The organism is Nocardia sp. CC227C, assembly GCF_030767025.1.
In the GTDB taxonomy this organism is placed as follows: domain Bacteria; phylum Actinomycetota; class Actinomycetes; order Mycobacteriales; family Mycobacteriaceae; genus Nocardia.
In genome coordinates, this window is the sequence record NZ_JASITE010000005.1 from 422,118 (window position 1) to 437,032 (window position 14,915).

Annotated in this window: 18 protein-coding genes; 8 read left to right on the plus strand and 10 right to left on the minus strand. The window is 69.9% G+C overall.

Translation table 11 applies throughout. From position 1 onward, the window contains the following. Window positions 1–7 precede the first annotated feature (7 nt). Window positions 8–517, plus strand: a complete 510-nt coding sequence (locus tag QMO76_RS13010; protein ID WP_306361499.1) for a nitroreductase family protein — start codon at window positions 8–10, stop codon at window positions 515–517. Window positions 518–522: 5 nt separating this feature from the next. Here the strand turns inward: QMO76_RS13010 and QMO76_RS13015 are convergent, their stop codons facing one another. The 8 genes from QMO76_RS13015 to QMO76_RS13050 form a co-directional block, all read right to left on the minus strand. Continuing rightward, a complete protein-coding gene (locus QMO76_RS13015) occupies window positions 523–1,260 on the minus strand; it encodes a DJ-1/PfpI family protein (RefSeq protein ID WP_306361500.1) in 738 nt (245 codons plus the stop codon). 14 nt (window positions 1,261–1,274) lie between these two features. Beyond that, window positions 1,275–1,565, minus strand: a complete 291-nt coding sequence (locus tag QMO76_RS13020) for a helix-turn-helix domain-containing protein (protein ID WP_306361605.1) — start codon at window positions 1,563–1,565, stop codon at window positions 1,275–1,277. A 212-nt stretch (window positions 1,566–1,777) separates the two neighbouring features. Further along, entirely contained in the window at window positions 1,778–2,812 is a 1,035-nt protein-coding gene (locus QMO76_RS13025; RefSeq protein WP_306361501.1) for a Gfo/Idh/MocA family oxidoreductase, read from the minus strand. Window positions 2,813–3,045: 233 nt separating this feature from the next. Beyond that, window positions 3,046–3,825 carry a MerR family transcriptional regulator gene (locus QMO76_RS13030; RefSeq protein ID WP_306361502.1) on the minus strand — a complete coding sequence of 260 codons (780 nt, stop codon included), beginning with the start codon at window positions 3,823–3,825 and terminating at the stop codon, window positions 3,046–3,048. A gap of 98 nt (window positions 3,826–3,923) precedes the next feature. After that, window positions 3,924–5,441 (minus strand): NAD(P)/FAD-dependent oxidoreductase, encoded by a 1,518-nt coding sequence (locus tag QMO76_RS13035; protein ID WP_306361503.1) that lies wholly within the window; start codon window positions 5,439–5,441, stop codon window positions 3,924–3,926. Further along, window positions 5,438–6,358 (minus strand): ferritin-like domain-containing protein, encoded by a 921-nt coding sequence (locus QMO76_RS13040; RefSeq protein WP_306361504.1) that lies wholly within the window; start codon window positions 6,356–6,358, stop codon window positions 5,438–5,440. Before QMO76_RS13040 ends, QMO76_RS13035 begins: the two co-directional genes overlap by 4 nt. A gap of 1 nt (window position 6,359) precedes the next feature. Beyond that, entirely contained in the window at window positions 6,360–7,253 is an 894-nt protein-coding gene (locus QMO76_RS13045) for an SDR family oxidoreductase (RefSeq protein WP_306361505.1), read from the minus strand. A gap of 1 nt (window position 7,254) precedes the next feature. Further along, window positions 7,255–8,250 (minus strand): alpha/beta hydrolase, encoded by a 996-nt coding sequence (locus QMO76_RS13050; RefSeq protein ID WP_306361506.1) that lies wholly within the window; start codon window positions 8,248–8,250, stop codon window positions 7,255–7,257. Between the two features lie 188 nt (window positions 8,251–8,438). Here QMO76_RS13050 and QMO76_RS13055 point away from each other — a divergent pair, with 188 nt between their 5' ends. Genes QMO76_RS13055 through QMO76_RS13065 form a run of 3 tightly spaced genes read left to right on the plus strand, consistent with a single transcriptional unit; the run spans window position 8,439 to window position 9,240 of the window. After that, complete coding sequence (locus tag QMO76_RS13055; RefSeq protein ID WP_306361507.1) at window positions 8,439–8,606, plus strand: hypothetical protein; 168 nt, start codon at window positions 8,439–8,441, stop codon at window positions 8,604–8,606. 41 nt (window positions 8,607–8,647) lie between these two features. Continuing rightward, window positions 8,648–9,034, plus strand: a complete 387-nt coding sequence (gene rplL / locus QMO76_RS13060) for a 50S ribosomal protein L7/L12 (RefSeq protein WP_306361508.1) — start codon at window positions 8,648–8,650, stop codon at window positions 9,032–9,034. A gap of 44 nt (window positions 9,035–9,078) precedes the next feature. Beyond that, a complete protein-coding gene (locus QMO76_RS13065) occupies window positions 9,079–9,240 on the plus strand; it encodes a hypothetical protein (protein ID WP_306361509.1) in 162 nt (53 codons plus the stop codon). Between the two features lie 18 nt (window positions 9,241–9,258). On the opposite strand, the gene dapA is transcribed toward QMO76_RS13065, so the two are convergent. Continuing rightward, the gene (gene dapA / locus QMO76_RS13070; protein WP_306361510.1) at window positions 9,259–10,197 is read right to left on the minus strand and encodes a 4-hydroxy-tetrahydrodipicolinate synthase; all 939 of its coding nucleotides are present in this window, start codon (window positions 10,195–10,197) and stop codon (window positions 9,259–9,261) included. 19 nt (window positions 10,198–10,216) lie between these two features. Here dapA and QMO76_RS13075 point away from each other — a divergent pair, with 19 nt between their 5' ends. The 3 genes from QMO76_RS13075 (at window position 10,217) to QMO76_RS13085 (ending at window position 12,660) form a co-directional block, all read left to right on the plus strand. After that, window positions 10,217–11,086, plus strand: coding sequence for a LysR family transcriptional regulator (locus tag QMO76_RS13075; protein ID WP_306361511.1), 870 nt, complete (start codon window positions 10,217–10,219; stop codon window positions 11,084–11,086). Window positions 11,087–11,740: 654 nt separating this feature from the next. Then, complete coding sequence (locus QMO76_RS13080; RefSeq protein ID WP_306361512.1) at window positions 11,741–12,307, plus strand: hypothetical protein; 567 nt, start codon at window positions 11,741–11,743, stop codon at window positions 12,305–12,307. 161 nt (window positions 12,308–12,468) lie between these two features. Next, entirely contained in the window at window positions 12,469–12,660 is a 192-nt protein-coding gene (locus tag QMO76_RS13085) for a hypothetical protein (RefSeq protein ID WP_306361513.1), read from the plus strand. Window positions 12,661–12,677: 17 nt separating this feature from the next. Here QMO76_RS13085 and QMO76_RS13090 read toward each other — a convergent pair whose 3' ends face one another. Further along, window positions 12,678–13,820, minus strand: coding sequence for an acyl-CoA dehydrogenase family protein (locus QMO76_RS13090; protein WP_306361514.1), 1,143 nt, complete (start codon window positions 13,818–13,820; stop codon window positions 12,678–12,680). Window positions 13,821–13,890: 70 nt separating this feature from the next. Between QMO76_RS13090 and QMO76_RS13095 the strand changes: the two genes are divergently transcribed. Then, complete coding sequence (locus tag QMO76_RS13095; RefSeq protein WP_306361515.1) at window positions 13,891–14,493, plus strand: TetR/AcrR family transcriptional regulator; 603 nt, start codon at window positions 13,891–13,893, stop codon at window positions 14,491–14,493. Window positions 14,494–14,915: the final 422 nt, after the last annotated feature.

Here is a 14,915-nt window from a genome sequence, read left to right on the forward strand (position 1 = left end):
CGCCGCCGTGCGCGAATCACTGGAACACCTGCGAGCACTGCGAGCCGTCCGGCACTACCGGCCCGACCCGGTTCCCCGGGAGTCGGTCGAGCGGATCGTGGAGGCGGCGCGGTGGACCGGGTCGGCCCGGAATCGGCAGCCGTGGCGGTTCGTCGCGGTGACCGATCCGGCGTTGCGGGTGGAGTTGAGCCGGTGTGGGGACTATGCCGTGCATCTGGCGGCGGCTCCGGTGGTGTTGGTGCTGGCGTCGGTGGCGAACGGATTCTCGGACACGCTGTTCGACATGGGGCGGGTGACGCAGTCGGTCTGTCTGGCCGCGCGGGAGCTGGGGTTGGGGTCGTGTCCGACGACTTTCCATCCGGCGGAGAATGTTTCGCGAGTGGCGGCGCTGCTGGGGCTGCCCGAGGAGTGGCTGCCCCGGCATGCGGTGGCCCTGGGGTATCGGGCGGCGGCGCCGTCACCGTCGGCCATCCCGACCGGCCGCCTGAGCACCGCCGAGCTGCTGCGCTGGGCCTGAGCGCGCTACGCCTTCGCGCGTCCGGCCGCGCGGTCACGCACCCGGTTGAGGGTGAGCCGCCACAGGGCGGTGGCGACGTCGAGCGGGACGCGCGGGGTGACGACGTGTTTGGACATCTCGAGGCGGGCGCGGCGGAGCAGGGCCGCGGGGGCCTTGTCGGGGTGGCCGGTGTCGAAGGGCGGCTGCGGATCGTATTCTATGACCAGCTGCGCCATTTCGGCGCGTTCGGTTCCGGCGATCTCACCCACCAGCCAGAGGCCGAGGTCGATTCCGGCGGAGACCCCGGCGGCGGTGACGATCTTGCCGCTGCGCACCATGCGGTCGTGCGGCCGGGATTCGGCGCCGAAGGCCGCCAGCGCCGGCTGCGCGGACCAGTGCGTGGTGGCGGGGTGCCCGCGCAGGATGTCGGCCGCCGCCAGCACCAGCGCACCGCTGCACACCGAGGTGGTCCACTGCGTGTTCGGGTGCACGGCACGCAGCCAGGCGATGAGTCCGCCATTGGCCATGGCCTCGGTGGTGGCCGCCTCCGAGCCCGGCACCAGCACCAGATCGGGTGCGGGCGTCTCGGCGAAGGTGTGGGTGGCTCCCAGGACGAGTACGCCGCTGTCGGACACGATGGGTCCGACTTCGTTGGAGACGAAACGCAATTCACTGTCGGGCAGCAGGCGCAGCACCTCGTAGGGGCCGATGGCGTCCAGCACGGTCATGCCCGGATACAGCACGATGGCGATCTGAAATGTCATGGGGGCGTTCTCTTTCAGTTGTGGGCGAAGCGGGCGCGGTATTCGCCGGGGGGTATACCCAAGTGGCGGTGGAAGATCCGGTACAGGGTGTCGGGGCTGCCCAGGCCGACGGTGGCCGCGACCCGCGACAGCGGTTGGTCGGTGGTTTCCAGCAGTCGCCGGGCCGCGCCGATGCGGACCCGCTGGCCGAACGCACCGGCCCGGACCGCGCCGCGGCGATCTCGACCCGGTACTCCGGACGCGCGCCCATGAGCGCCGCCGAGGAGAACACATCGGCGGGGCCGGCCAGATCCAAGAGCTGGAATCCGTCGAAGACGACGAACAGCACCACCCGCATGCCATCAGCCTCGCGCGTCGCCGCCATGGCGTCAACGACACGACTATGGCAGATCCAGCCATACCGCGGATCGGACGGGCGTGGTCAGCACACGTCAGGCCCGCAGCCCCGCACGGTCGGCAGCCGCGGCGGGCACGACGCCGCTGATTCAGGACGCCGCCGATTCACGACGCCGCCGATTCACGACGCCGCGGACTCGCGGGCCCGTTCCAGGACGCGCAGCGTCGCCACGGCATCACGCGGATCCACCGGAACCGGAGCGCCGTCGATGACCGCGGCGGCCATACCGCGATAGAAGGCGGGGTAGTCGCCCGGCTCGCTGGCGATCCGGTGCACATCCCCATCGGTGCCGAACCAGCCCTGATGCTCGGCATCGACTGTCCCCCATGGCTTTCCGTCATCGGGACGACGGCCGTCGCGCAGCGCACGCTCCTGCGGGTCGAGACCGTGGCTGACGTAGCCGTGCTCGGATCCGAGCACCCGGAAGCGCGGCCCCAACTGCGCCGCCACGGCGCTCATCCACAGGTGCGAGCGGACGCCGGAGGCATGGGTGAGCGCCACGAACGCATCGTCCTCGGCCCGTACGCCGGGGCGACGGCTGTCGAGTTCGCAGTACACGTCGGTGACCGGCCCGAACAGGGTGAGCGCCTGGTCGACGAGATGACTGCCCAGGTCGTAGAGAATTCCCGCGCCTTCCTCGGCGCTGCCCAGCTCGCGCCAGCCGCCCTTGGTCACCGGCCGCCACCGCTCGAACCGGGATTCGAAGCGCCGCACCGCACCCAGCCGGCCAGCGCCGATGAGCGCTTCGATGGTGCGAAAGTCGCTGTCCCACCGTCGATTCTGAAACACCGACAGGGCCAGCCCGGCTCGCTCGGCGACGGCCACCACCTGCTCACCCTCCGCCGCCGTCAGGGCGAACGGCTTGTCGACCACCACCGGCAGTCCCGCCTCCAGCGCCCACACGGCCAGTGGCGCGTGGGTGCGGTTGGGCGTGGCGATGACCACTAGATCGATGCCCGACGGATCGGCGAACAGCTCCTCCACCGCCGCCAGCACCCGCACCCCCGGATGCTCGCGCCGGGCTTGTTCGGCCCGCTCGGCCGAGGAGGTGACCACCGCGGCCACCCGCAGCCGCGGATCGGCGGCGATGAGCGGAGCGTGGAACACCGCCCCGGCCAGCCCGTAACCGATCACCGCCACACCGAGTTCACCCATCACGAGCCCCTTCCGCCGACAACCTCACGTTCACGCCACCGTAACCGCCGACGCCCGGCACGCGACGGTTCGGCCGAGCGGACGCGCTCCCGCGCCGCCGCCAGGCGCGGGTACCCATGCCGGGCTACTGGTCGACGCGGCGGAGCAGGCATCGACGGCGGTGTCCCGGAAGCACCCCGACATCGGGAGCCGACCGTGCGGCTTCAGCCCCCGGTCGAGACGGAGCTGTCCGGCTAGTCCGTCGGTTGTTTGGTCGCGCCGCGCTTTTCGGCGGCCGTTTCCAGATAGGCGCTGAGTTCGCTCTGCAATACCCGGTCGAGCGCCTGGGCCAACGTGTTCTGCACCGCCGTGACGCCCAGCTCCCGCAGGTGATTGAGCATTTTCGTGGTGGCGGCGACCTCGGCGTCGCTGTCGGGTAGCCAGCCCGCACCGTGTTCGGCGACGATGTGGTCCTTGGCCGCGGTGACCATGAGCCGCGCGATATCGTCCACCCGACGGCCGACGGCGGCGTAGACGTCGATGAGAGCCTCGAGCCCGAATCCGTAGCCGTGCAGCGCCCCGAACGTCTCCAGCAGCTCGGGTTGGGTGAATTCGACCGTCTCGGCGTGCAATCGGACCAGGCCCAGTTCGGCCAGCCGCTCCAGTTCGTGGCCGGTGACGGGGGTGCCGTCGACGCCGCCGAGGAAGGTGTCCACCAGCTCGCGCGGCACCTCCAGCGGCTCTTCGCCGCTGCCCCAGGTCGCGGTCACGGCCTGTTGCAGTCCGAGCACCTCGGTGAGGTCCTTGCCGGTCTCCCAGCTGGTGATGAAGTCGGCGATATGCGCGGTGGTGAACCCACGCTGGAGCAGGGCGTCGATGATGCGCAGCCGGGCGAGGTGCGAATCGTCGTAGATGAGCGCCCGGCCGCTGCGCCGGGTGGGCGTGGCGAGCAGTCCGCGCTCCTGATAGGCGCGCACATTGCGGGCGGTGGTTCCGGCGGCCCGCGCGAGATCGTCGATGCGGTATTCCGCCATCCTCGTCTCGCCCTCCCTGTGTCGCGGTCGCGGTTCGCCCGGACGCGCCGCCCGTGCCACGCCGGTCGGCGGCACGGGCGTCACGCTCGCAGACGACATTAGCCGAGGGAGACGGCGATTCCACGGTCGGCACTCGCGGGTGCCGCGTCGCGCGGGGTGAGCACGTAGTCGTCAAGTTCCACCCGGGCCAGCTGGCGCACGAACTGGGTGCCGAAGCCCGGATACATGGTGGCGTTGAAGCCGTCCTCGGTGAGGTACCAGCTGCGGCAGCCGGAGTTCCAGGTGGTGGCCGACAGCCTGCGCTGGATGCGCGCGTTGTAGCGGTCCTGCCGGTCGCGACGCACCTCGAGCGTGCGCAGATCGCGGTCCAGCAGAATGCCGATGGCATCGGTCAGGTACTCGATCTGCGCCTCCATGTACACCAGCGCCGAATTGTGGCCGGGGCCGGAGTTCGGGCCGAAGGTGAGGAACAGGTTCGGATAGCCCTCGACCGTGACGCTCTTGAACGCGTATGCGCCCCTGCTCCATTCGTCGCCGAGCACGCGGCCACCGCGTCCGGTGACCGGGATGGGAGCCCCGGCCTTGGAGACGTCGAAGCCGGTGGCGAACACGATGCAGTCGAATCGGTGCTCGATGCCCTCGGCGGTGCGGATGCCGTGTTCGCACAGCCGCGCGATCGGCCAGGTGATGAGTTTGCAGTTCTCCCGTTGCAGCGCCGGGTAGTAGTCGTTGCTGATCAGCAGGCGTTTGCAGCCCGCCCGGAAGTCCGGGGTGAGCTGTCGGCGCAACCACGGGTCGCGCACCTGGCCGCGCAGGTGCAGCCGCGCGACCGATTCCACCACCCGGGTCAGCGGCGAATTCCACACCACCCCCAGCGCCACCGACTCGTGGCCCCAGAACCAGGCGTCGCGTGCCAGCTTCTGGGTGATGGGGGCCTGCCGGTACAGCTGCCGGGTGGCATCGCTGGTGCGCCGGTTGGCCCGGGGCAGCACCCAGCCGGGCGTGCGCTGGAAGACCTTCACCGCCGCCGCCCGGTCCACGAGTTCGGGAACGATCTGCACGGCGCTCGCGCCGGTGCCGACCACGGCGACCTTCTTGCCGGTGAAGTCGTAGTCGTGATCCCAACGGGCACTGTGGATCTTGTGCCCCGCGTAGTCCTCGATACCGGGGATGTCCGGGAAGCTGGCATTGGACAGCGGCCCGGAGGCGATGACCACGCTGCGCGCCTTCACCGTGCGGCGGCCGTCCGCGAAGGCGATATCCCAGAGTCCGCTCACCTCGTCGAACTCCAACCCGGTCACGGTGTGGCCGAAGCGAATATGGGGGCGGATGCCGAACCCGTCCACCATGGATTCGATGTAGGCGAGGATCTCCGCGCTGCCGGAGTAGGTGTGCGACCAGTCCGGATTGGGCGCGAAGGCATACGAGTACAGCCGCGACGGGATATCGCAGGCCGCTCCGGGATAGGTGTTGTCCCGCCAGGTGCCGCCCACCCGCGTGTCCCGCTCGAACAGCGCGAAGTCGGTGATCCCCTTCTGCCGCAGGCGGATCGCGGTGCCGATTCCCGCGAAGCCCGCGCCGATGATCGCCACGTCGAGTGGCTGGCCCGCGCTCATGCGACCGGCTCGTAGGTCAGTTCCTTGGACCAGGTCGGCTGCGGCCGGAGGAAGCGGTCCGGAATGCGCGCGGTCACCTTGACCATGGCGTCGGCGAACAGGTGGTAGGGGTGGTCGCGGTTGATCACCCAGCCGCTGTGCATCTTGACGATGCGGTACATGGGCACGCGATTGGCGATCGGGGTGCGCTCGCCGACCGCCTTGAAGCGCCGCATGGCCGCGTAGAGCTTCTCCTCGTCCACCCCCATGGCGACGATATTGTCGCGCATCTTGTTCAGCAGCGGCACATAGCTGAGCACGCCGACGATGAACGAGGGTTTGGCCCAGCCGCCGACCAGATCGATGGCGAGTTTGCGGGCGGTGGTGTGGCCGAGCAGCTCCATCACCGCGTAATCGGTTGCCAGATGCCGGGATTCGTCGGCATTGATCTTCTTGAAGACCTCCTGCGCGACCGGGTCGGTGATCTCGTCGGTGATGAATTTGATCAGCGCGCCGTCCAGCGCCACCTCGAGCATGGGGATGACGGTGCCGAGGAACGACAGCGACATGTCGTCGGCGTGGGAGTCCAAGAACTCGATCACCAGTTTGACATTGATATTCGGCTCGGGGATCTCGTCCCCGTCGAGCATGCCCCAGCGGCGCATGAGCGCGAGTTCGGCATTGGCGTGCCGCTGCTCCTCGGCATGGAAGTACTGGTAGATCTGCTTCAGCGTATCGGTCGGGGCCTTCTTGGCCATGGCCGCGAAACCGCGCGCCCCGACATTCTCGATCCACATGAGGTCGGCCATGAAGGGCTTCAGCTTGGCGTGCAGTTCGGGGTCGATGAGTTCGGCTCCCGGTGCGTCCCAGTCGATGTCGGCCAGCGCCCACTGCCGGGACTTGATTTTGGCCAACATGGCGTCGAAGTCGAAGGACATATCAGACTCCTGTCTGTTCCAGCGGTGCGGCATGAGACGAATCTTCCTGCGGGAGAACTCGATTCAACACACCGAGGGCATGGGTATAGAGGGCGGGAAAAGTCCGCTTGAGCAGCCAGACGGCGTGGGCGTCCCACTGCGGCAGCACATAGAGGCGACCGCGGTCGTTGGCATCGAGGGTGGTGCGGGCGACCCGCTCGGGGGTGAAGCCGGTCCGGCGCATGAGTTCGTCCGCCAGCCGGGCCGAGGGCGCGCCGATGCGACCGTCGCGCACCACATTCGTCTTGACGAAGGTGGGGCACAGCACCGTCACCGCCACGTCGGTGCCGGACAGTTCCGCCGCCAGGGTCTCCGACAGCGACATCACCCCGGCCTTGGAGACGTTGTAGACGGCCATGCCCGGGGCAGCCGCGAATCCGGCGGCGGAGGCGACATTGACGATGCCGCCGCGCCCGGCCGCGCGCAGCCGGGGCGCGAAGACCTCGCAGCCGTGCACGACGCCCCACAGATTGATGCCGAGTGCCCACTCCCAGTCGGCGAAACCGATATCGCCCACCGGCTTTCCCCCGATGCCGACACCGGCGTTGTTGACCACCAAGGTCGGCGCGCCGCCGAAGATGAGCTCGGTGTGCGATGCCAGGCTCTCCACGTCCTCGCGGCGGGCGACATCGCAGAAGATGGCGTGGGCCGGGCGGCCGTGGGTGTGCTCGATCAACCGCACCGTCTCGTCGGCGCGGTCCTTGTCGATATCCGCGCACACCACTTCGCCACCGCGCGCGGCGATCTCGAGGGCGAAGGCGCGGCCGATTCCGCTACCCGCGCCGGTGACAACGGCGCGCGCGCCGTGCGATCGTCGGCTGCCGAGCACCGGCAGCACCGCGTCGAGAATCGACATGTCAGCCCACTTTCATCCGGTCGGCGGCCGCCTCGGCGAGCACGCCCGCGACGAAGTCCCGGGTGCGCCGAAGCGCCTGCGTCGCTTCGGGAACCAGCAGCGGCAGCGCTTGGAATACATGGATGCGGCCGGGCCAGAGCTCCAAGTCGCAGCGCACCCCGGCCGCGACGGCCATCTCGTGCAGGTGCCGGGCGTCGTCGGCGAGCATCTCCCCCGCGCTGGCCTGCACCAGCAGCGGCGGCAGCGCCGCGCCGCGCGGCACGGTGAGCCGCAGACGCGGCGAATCCGGTCGTTGCCCTTCGGTATACAGCTCGATGAGCCGTCGGCCGGTCCGCGCCGGGGCCATCGGGTCGGGAAGCTCGCGGTCGCGCCGCTCGGCCATGCCCAGGGTGAGATCCATGAGCGGCGAGTACATGAAAGCGCCCGCGGGTTGCGGCGATTCGCCCGCCGCGTTCTGCAGCAGTAGGTCCAGCGTCAGATGTCCGCCCGCGGAGTCGCCGCCGATCACCAGATCCTCCGGGCGGTGCCCCTGGTCGAGCAGCCAGCGGTATCCGGCCGCCACATCGTCGGCGGCCGCGGGGAAGCGGTGTTCGGGGGCGAGCCGGTAGTCGATCAGGAAGACCGGCAGTCCGGTGAGTTTCGACAGCCGCGACGCCAGCCCGCGATGGGTGCGCGCCGAGCACACCACGTAGCCGCTGCCGTGGACGTAGTAGATCGCCCGCGGCCCGGGCGCGACGCCGGCCGCCCGGACCCACTCGCCGCGCACCGCGCCGTCGCGGATCGGGGTGACGCGCGTCCCCGGCAGCGTCGGCCCGAAGGCGGCCATCACCCCGGCGATCAGCCCGCGTCCCAGTTCGATGCCCACGCGATTGCGCGGCAGCAGTCCATTGACCCGGCGTAACCCGACCACCGACGCCGTCGCCGCGAACCGCGCTTGTCGCGAGGCCGAGGCGGGAACCGCCGATGCGCAGGTCGCCGTTGACCTTGCTCTCGTCATAGCTAGAGAATCATCCATAAATGTGCCATTTGTCAATGGCACATTTTGAACTGAGAGCATAAAACGATCTCCGACCGGCGCGTCCGCGTAACAATCCGAGGAACAAATGGGTACGGCGGACTGAGCGGATTCGGAACGGGGAATCAAGAGACCCACAGGATTTCCGCGAACGGCCCGAGGAGGACGACATGGGCGAGCCGGTATGCGTCGATTGCTGGCGCCGTGACAACCTGACCTTCGCGCAACGGCTGGATCCGGCCTTCGTCACCCCGGGCCCGGCGCACCGCTGCGCCACGCACCGGGCCTTCCTCGAGGATCTGCGCAAGAGCCCCGAGAACACCCCGCGCGCCGCGTAACCTGGAGATATCTCCAGGTCGGGCCTCGTAGGGGAATGATTATGGCCAAGATGACCATCGACGAACTGCTCGATGTTTTCAAAGGTATGACGCTGCTGGAGCTTTCGGCCTTCCTCACAGCGTTCGAGGACGAATTCGGGGTGACCGCCGCCGTGCCCACGGCCGCCGCCGTCACCACCGAAGCGCCCCCCACCGCCGAGGCGGCCGAGGAGCGGACCGAATTCGATCTGGTTCTGGAATCCTTCGGCGACAAGAAGATTCAGGTCATCAAGGCCATGCGGGAGGTGATCCCGGGCCTCGGCCTCAAAGAGGCCAAGGATCTGGTCGAGTCCGCTCCGGCGCGAATCCTGGAGCAGGTGGACCAAACCGCCGCCGAGACCGCCAAACTCAAGCTCGAAGCCGCCGGAGCCCGTGTCGCGCTGAAGTAATTCGACACACCGGGAGCGCGGCTGCGGCCGGGAACGCCACACATGTGTCAAAGTCGGAGCCGTACTCCTCCGGGCCGGACGACCACAGCGGGAGCAACGGCATGGACGACAGCGGCAGACCCAGTGGTATGTGGCTGGTACTGCCGGCCATGTTCGCGGTCGGCTGGGCGGCGGGAGTACTGACGCGTCGGCGCAAGCAGGGCTGATTCGTCGAGTTGTACCGATTAGAGCTCGGCGGCGAGGCCATCGAGGGCGGCAAGGGCCGCTCTCGTGCTCTCCTCGGCGGCGGGTAGCGAGGGAAGCCGGACCGAGGCCGTGGGGATGCGGCCTCGGGCGGCCAATACCGCCTTGATGACCGTGGGGTTGGGTTCGGCGAACAGGGCCGCGGACAGGCCGGACAGGGCGTTGCCCAGGTGTCGAGCCTTGTCGAGCGGCCCGTGCCGCCAGGTGGAGACCAGCGCGGCGAAGGCGTCGGTGGCCAGCGTGGCCGACGCCGTGATCGCACCCGACGCACCCAGGGCGAGCAGGGGCGCGACGAAGAGATCGTCGCCCGCCAGCACCGCGAAATCGTCTGGGCGGGTGCGCATCAGGTCGACGGTGGTCTCGTCGATCGCGCCGACGGCGTGTTTGATGCCGACGATATTCGGGACGGCGGCGAGTGCTCGCAGCGTCTCCGGGCCGAGGGTGCGGCCGGTGCGATACGGAATGTTGTAGACCACCAGCGGCACCGGACTGGTTTCGGCGAGCCGCCGGAAATGCGCGAGGACGCCCGCCTCGGTGGGGCGGATGTAGTAGGGAACGACGGTCAGCGCGGCGGTGATACCGGAGCCGAGACGCTCCAGGGCGGCCAGCGAGGCGGCGGTGGAGTTGGTGCCCGCGCCGACGATCAGCGGAGCGTTGTGCTCCCGGCACACCCGGGTGCAGATATCGACGACGAGCTCGCGTTCGGCCTCCGTGAGGGTCGCGGCCTCCGCCGTGGTGCCGAGGGCGACGAGACCGGTCGCACCCTGTTCGAGGGCGGAATGCGCCAGCCCGGACAGGGCGTCGGCGGCAATGGTGTCGTCGGCGGTGAACGGCGTGACCAGGGGCACGAAGAGTCCGGAGAGCGTCATGGCACGAGCCTCCCCGGCAAAGCTCGTTAGGTCCAGTTCACGTTTCTTCATCAGAGCGTAAGCTGAACTGATGCTCGATGTGCGCAAGCTGCGGCTGCTGCGCGAACTGGCCCACCGGGAGACCATCGCGGCGGTCGCGGCGGCATTGAACTTCACCCCCTCCGCCGTCTCCCAGCAGCTGACCGCGCTGGAACGGGAAGCCGGAGTTCCGCTCTTGGAGCGCACCGGCCGCCGAGTCACGCTCACCGCCGCCGCGCACGGACTGGTCCAGCACACCGAGACGATTCTGGCCGTGCTCGAACAGGCCACCGCCGAACTGGCGGCGGGCCGTACGGCACTGACCGGCCGACTGCGGATCGGCGTCTTCCCCACCGCGATTCGCACCATCCTCGCCCCCGCCCTGGTCACCCTGAGCACCGCGCACCCCGAACTGGAACTCCTGGTCACCGAACTGGATCCGGCGCTGGCCCCGGGTGCCCTGCGCACCGACACCCTCGACATCGCCCTGGTCCAGGAATACGACTACGTCCCCGTCGCCCCCGACCCGGCGCTCGACACCGAACCCCTGCTCGAGGAGACCGTCTACCTCGCCGCCCTCTCCCCCGCACCCCTGCCCACCCACCGCGAAACCCCCTGGATCGCAGGCACTCCCGGCACCCTCTGCCACACCATGACCATCCGCACCTGCCAGGCCGCCGGATTCACGCCCCACATCCGCCACCACGCCGACGATTTCGACGCCGTCCTCGCCCTGGTGGCCGCGGGCCAGGGCGTGGCGCTCATCCCCCAACTCGCCATCCACACCCCGCCCGCGGCCATCCACCTCACGCCCCTCGCCACCCGCCGCCGCACCCACATCGCCTACCGCCGCGGGACCGCCCACCATCCCGCCATCCATGCGGCCCGCATCGCGTTGACGCGGGGTCGCGACGGGCGCTGAGCCCCGACTGCCCACCCGGGCCACAATCCGGATGACACCGCCGCAGGAGAGCACAGCGTGGCCGAGCTCGATCGTGAGCAACTCATCGAACTGGTTGCGCGCATCCAGCAGGTCGCAGTCGGCCGCGGGGTGGTCTCGGGGAGCACGGATACCGTCGGCCGCGCTGGGGGTTCCGTGGTTCAGGCGGCCCCGCAGATGGCGGTGTCGAATACGGTTCGGGCAGTGGCGGTGACCGCGGGGTCTTCGGCGCGGAGGTTGGAGATCACGGTGACGGCGCGGCCGGTGGGGGTGATGCCGTTGAAGCTGCGGAAGCCGGGGATGGAGCCGCCGTGGCCCCAGACAACGGTATCGCACGGGACGGGCTGCCGCGCCCACGCGGAATGTCGCGGCGGCGCGCGGGCGCGAGCCCCGCCGACGTCGACAACCGCGTTGACCAGCCCGCGGACCGAGTCGGGTTATCGTTGATTCGTCACGTGGCGACGGCGTGCGGGCTTGGCTCCGGTATGCGGTGGTCGGAGCGGCTAACGGGCGCGGTGGTGCCGAGGGAGGATACGAACGTGAGTGACGCGATCAGGAAGAAGATCAGAGGTCGGTTCGGGTTGCCGGCGGTCGGGGCGCGGGCGGGCGCCATAGCGCCTGTCGGTGGCTAGTTCGATGTCGGATCGGGAAGTGCCGGGGCGGGGCCGCCCGTCGGAGCCCGGGGAGCCGGGATTCGACGCGGTGGAGCATTTGCGCAGGAAACTCGAGGGGATGAAGGCCGCCGAGTCCGGGGCGTCCGGGTCCGGGGCGTCGGAGGCGGGGAAGCCGGTCCGGCTGCCGCGGCGACCGCGGCGGATGTCCGAGGAGTCCGGCGAGCGCCCCCGCAAGACATGGCGGTCGGAAGGCGGCGGATCGGTCTACGATCCCGCACCCACCAGGCCCGTGCTGCGCTCGGAATTGCAGCGGGAGACGGGTTGGTGGCAGGCCGGGCCCGGCTCGGCCTGGCTGCCCACCGTGCAACCGGATCCGGCGGGTGCCGAGCAGGACGGGAGCGTGATCGACTTCGGCGCGGCGCGGCGGAAGCGAGCCGATGCCGAAGGCCAGGCCCGGGGCGGTCGGCGCATGGCCAAACCGCGCAGAGTCGGCTCCGACGCGGGCGCCGGCAGCAATGATGACCAGTTCGAAGACCGCCCCGGCGACACCGATTCCCCGGAGCCGGACGGCCCCGGCCCGCGTCGCTGACGCGCCGGTAATCGGGTAATCGAGTACCGCACCGGCCGAGCGGGTAACGTCGGCGGCAGCCGAACCCGTTCGTCGGCCGCCACCCGGCGGATCGTGATCGCGTATCGGCCCTCGATCGCAGGCACAAGGTTTTCGGTCGGGGCTACCCGCAAGGAGCCTTCATGACCGCGGCCCACAGCACGCCCTGCACGAACCCGGCGATCGGTTTCGCCGACGCCCGCGCCGCCGAGAAGGCGGCCCTCTTGGAGCGCAACGCCCTAGCCGCGAAGACGGTCGCCGACCACGCGCGCAGCGCCGCCGAGTGCACGGAGTTGCTGGCCATGCTCGGCCTGGATCTGGCCGATTTGAAGTAGTCGCACGCGCGCGGCCGCTACGTCGCCGCCAGATCGCGGGCGATGACCAGGCGCTGGATCTGGTTGGTGCCCTCGAAGATCTGGGTGATCTTGGCTTCGCGCATATAGCGCTCCACCGGGAAGTCCTGGGTGTAGCCGTAGCCGCCGAAGACCTGGACGGCGTCGGTGGTCACCTTCATGGCGGCGTCGGTGGCCACCAGTTTGGCGACGCTGGCCTGCCGCGAGTACGGCAGTCCGGCGTCGCGGCGGCGGGCGGCGTCGAGGTAGGTGGCGCGGGCGGAATCCACGGCGGCGGCCATATCGGCGAGCAGGAAGCCGAGGCCCTGGTGGTCGATGATGCGGCGGCCGAAGGCTTCGCGGTCCCGGGCGTAGGCGACGGCGTCGTCCAGGGCGCGCTGGGCGATGCCGGTTGCCACGGCAGCGATGCCGAGGCGGCCGGAATCCAGCGCGCTGAAGGCGATGGGCAGGCCCTGGCCGGGGTCGCCGATGCGGCGTTCGGCGGGCAGGAAGGCGTCGTCGTAGGCGGCGGAGGTGGTGGGGACGGCGCGCAGGCCCATCTTCTCCTCGGGCTTGCCGAAGGTCAGGCCCGCGGTGTCGGCGGGCACCAGGAAGCAGGACACGCCGCGGGAACCCTCACCCGTGCGGGCGAACAGGGTGTAGTAATCGGCCCGGCCGCCATTGGTGATCCACGCCTTGGTGCCGGTGATCCGGTAGCCGCCGTCGACCTCCACGGCCCGGCAGCGCAGCGCCGCGGCATCGGATCCGGCATGCGCCTCGGACAGGCTGTACGCGCCGATCAGATTGCCGGACAGCATATCCGGCAGCCAGCGTTCCCGCTGGCCGTCGGTGCCGTAGGCGAAGAGCGGATGGCAGGACAGGCTGTGCACGCTCACCGCGACCGCCACCGCCGCCCAGCGCGCGGCCAGTTCCTCCAGCACCTGGAGGTACACCTCGTACGGTTGCGCGCCGCCGCCGAACTCCTCGGGATACGGCAGGCTGAGCAGCCCGGCCGCGCCGAGCGCGCGGAACGCCTCCTCGGGGTAGCGCTGCTCCCTCTCGAACTCGACGACATGCGGTTCCAGCACCTTGTCGGCGATATCGCGGGTCAGCTCGAGCAGATCCCGGGCCTCCGGGGTGGGCAGCATACGGTCGACGGCCATGCCGACACATTACGACCGACACCTTAATACGTGCAAGGAAGCACGTAATTTAAGCGTCTAGACTGGGCGAATGGTTTCATCGCTGCCTCCGAACAAGCATCAGGAGAAGAGTTTGCGCACCCGCGCGCTGCTGTTGGACGCCGCGATCGACAGCCTGGCCGAGGTGGGCTACGGCAGCGCCTCCATCGCCGACATCACCGCTCGCGCCGGGGTGACCCGTGGTGCGCAGCTGCACCACTTCCACACCCGCCAGGAGCTGTTCGCCCACGCCATCGGCCATCTCACCCAGCGCCAGCGCGAGGCCATGCAGCGCCGCCTGCGGTCGCTGACGGGCGCGAGCGCCGGTGCGGTGCTGGTCGAGCTGGTGACCGCGACCTTCGCGGGCAAACTGGGCCGCGCGGCGGTGGAGCTCTACGTCGGCATCGCCAACGATCGCGGACTGCGCCGCGAAATGCTGCGGGTACAGCACGAGCTCACCACCGAACTGCTGGACGCCTGCGCCGCCCGCATCGATTCCGGCATCACCAGGGACCGCCTGGAGTCGGCCTTCTGGCTCACCATCAACCTGGTGCGCGGCACCACCCTCGACGAGATGGTCGGCCGGGATCGGGCCCGGCGCAAGCAGGTGCTCGCCGACTGGACCGAGCTCGCCGACACCGCGCTGCGCAGGTGATCGAGAAGCCTCGCGCCTGCGATCGAGAGGCATTGCGCCTGCGCCCGAACGGCATTGCGCCCCAACCGGTCCCGAGCTACGCGAAAGCCGACCGGGTCGGGCGAGTGCCTCGCCGCGCCCCGGTCGGCCGCGTCCGCCGCGACTGAGAGCTCCACGCGCCGGATGGGGTGCTCGGCCCCATGGGCTCCCGGCACGTGGGTAGCGGCGGATAGGTGCGCCTCGGCCCGGCGGTGGGGGTTCGCAGGGTTACACCGCGGGGCGGGCGCACGATCCGGTGTGGGGCCAACGTTATGCCGAAGACGAAGGGCGGCACAGGGATCCGGCTCGACTCTGGCACTGTTCACGATCACCGCCGACCGGCACAGTGAATCCTCCAGAGTTGGCGTGCGGGCGATGGGGTGTGCGGCGTCGACCGCGCTTCC

What these genes read in the sequence shown, in the direction of transcription:
- QMO76_RS13050 (WP_306361506.1), bottom strand. Translation starts at nt 8,250, where the DNA reads ATGACGAGAGCAAGGTCAACGGCGACCTGCGCATCGGCGGTTCCCGCC.
- QMO76_RS13030 (WP_306361502.1), bottom strand. Translation starts at nt 3,825, where the DNA reads ATGGCGGAATACCGCATCGACGATCTCGCGCGGGCCGCCGGAACCACC.
- QMO76_RS13015 (WP_306361500.1), bottom strand. Translation starts at nt 1,260, where the DNA reads ATGACATTTCAGATCGCCATCGTGCTGTATCCGGGCATGACCGTGCTG.
- QMO76_RS13025 (WP_306361501.1), bottom strand. Translation starts at nt 2,812, where the DNA reads ATGGGTGAACTCGGTGTGGCGGTGATCGGTTACGGGCTGGCCGGGGCG.
- QMO76_RS13045 (WP_306361505.1), bottom strand. Translation starts at nt 7,253, where the DNA reads ATGTCGATTCTCGACGCGGTGCTGCCGGTGCTCGGCAGCCGACGATCG.
- QMO76_RS13085 (WP_306361513.1), top strand. Translation starts at nt 12,469, where the DNA reads ATGACCGCGGCCCACAGCACGCCCTGCACGAACCCGGCGATCGGTTTC.
- QMO76_RS13075 (WP_306361511.1), top strand. Translation starts at nt 10,217, where the DNA reads ATGCTCGATGTGCGCAAGCTGCGGCTGCTGCGCGAACTGGCCCACCGG.
- QMO76_RS13040 (WP_306361504.1), bottom strand. Translation starts at nt 6,358, where the DNA reads ATGTCCTTCGACTTCGACGCCATGTTGGCCAAAATCAAGTCCCGGCAG.
- QMO76_RS13055 (WP_306361507.1), top strand. Translation starts at nt 8,439, where the DNA reads ATGGGCGAGCCGGTATGCGTCGATTGCTGGCGCCGTGACAACCTGACC.
- QMO76_RS13095 (WP_306361515.1), top strand. Translation starts at nt 13,891, where the DNA reads ATGGTTTCATCGCTGCCTCCGAACAAGCATCAGGAGAAGAGTTTGCGC.
- QMO76_RS13090 (WP_306361514.1), bottom strand. Translation starts at nt 13,820, where the DNA reads ATGGCCGTCGACCGTATGCTGCCCACCCCGGAGGCCCGGGATCTGCTC.
- QMO76_RS13035 (WP_306361503.1), bottom strand. Translation starts at nt 5,441, where the DNA reads ATGAGCGCGGGCCAGCCACTCGACGTGGCGATCATCGGCGCGGGCTTC.
- dapA (WP_306361510.1), bottom strand. Translation starts at nt 10,197, where the DNA reads ATGAAGAAACGTGAACTGGACCTAACGAGCTTTGCCGGGGAGGCTCGT.
- rplL (WP_306361508.1), top strand. Translation starts at nt 8,648, where the DNA reads ATGGCCAAGATGACCATCGACGAACTGCTCGATGTTTTCAAAGGTATG.
- QMO76_RS13080 (WP_306361512.1), top strand. Translation starts at nt 11,741, where the DNA reads ATGTCGGATCGGGAAGTGCCGGGGCGGGGCCGCCCGTCGGAGCCCGGG.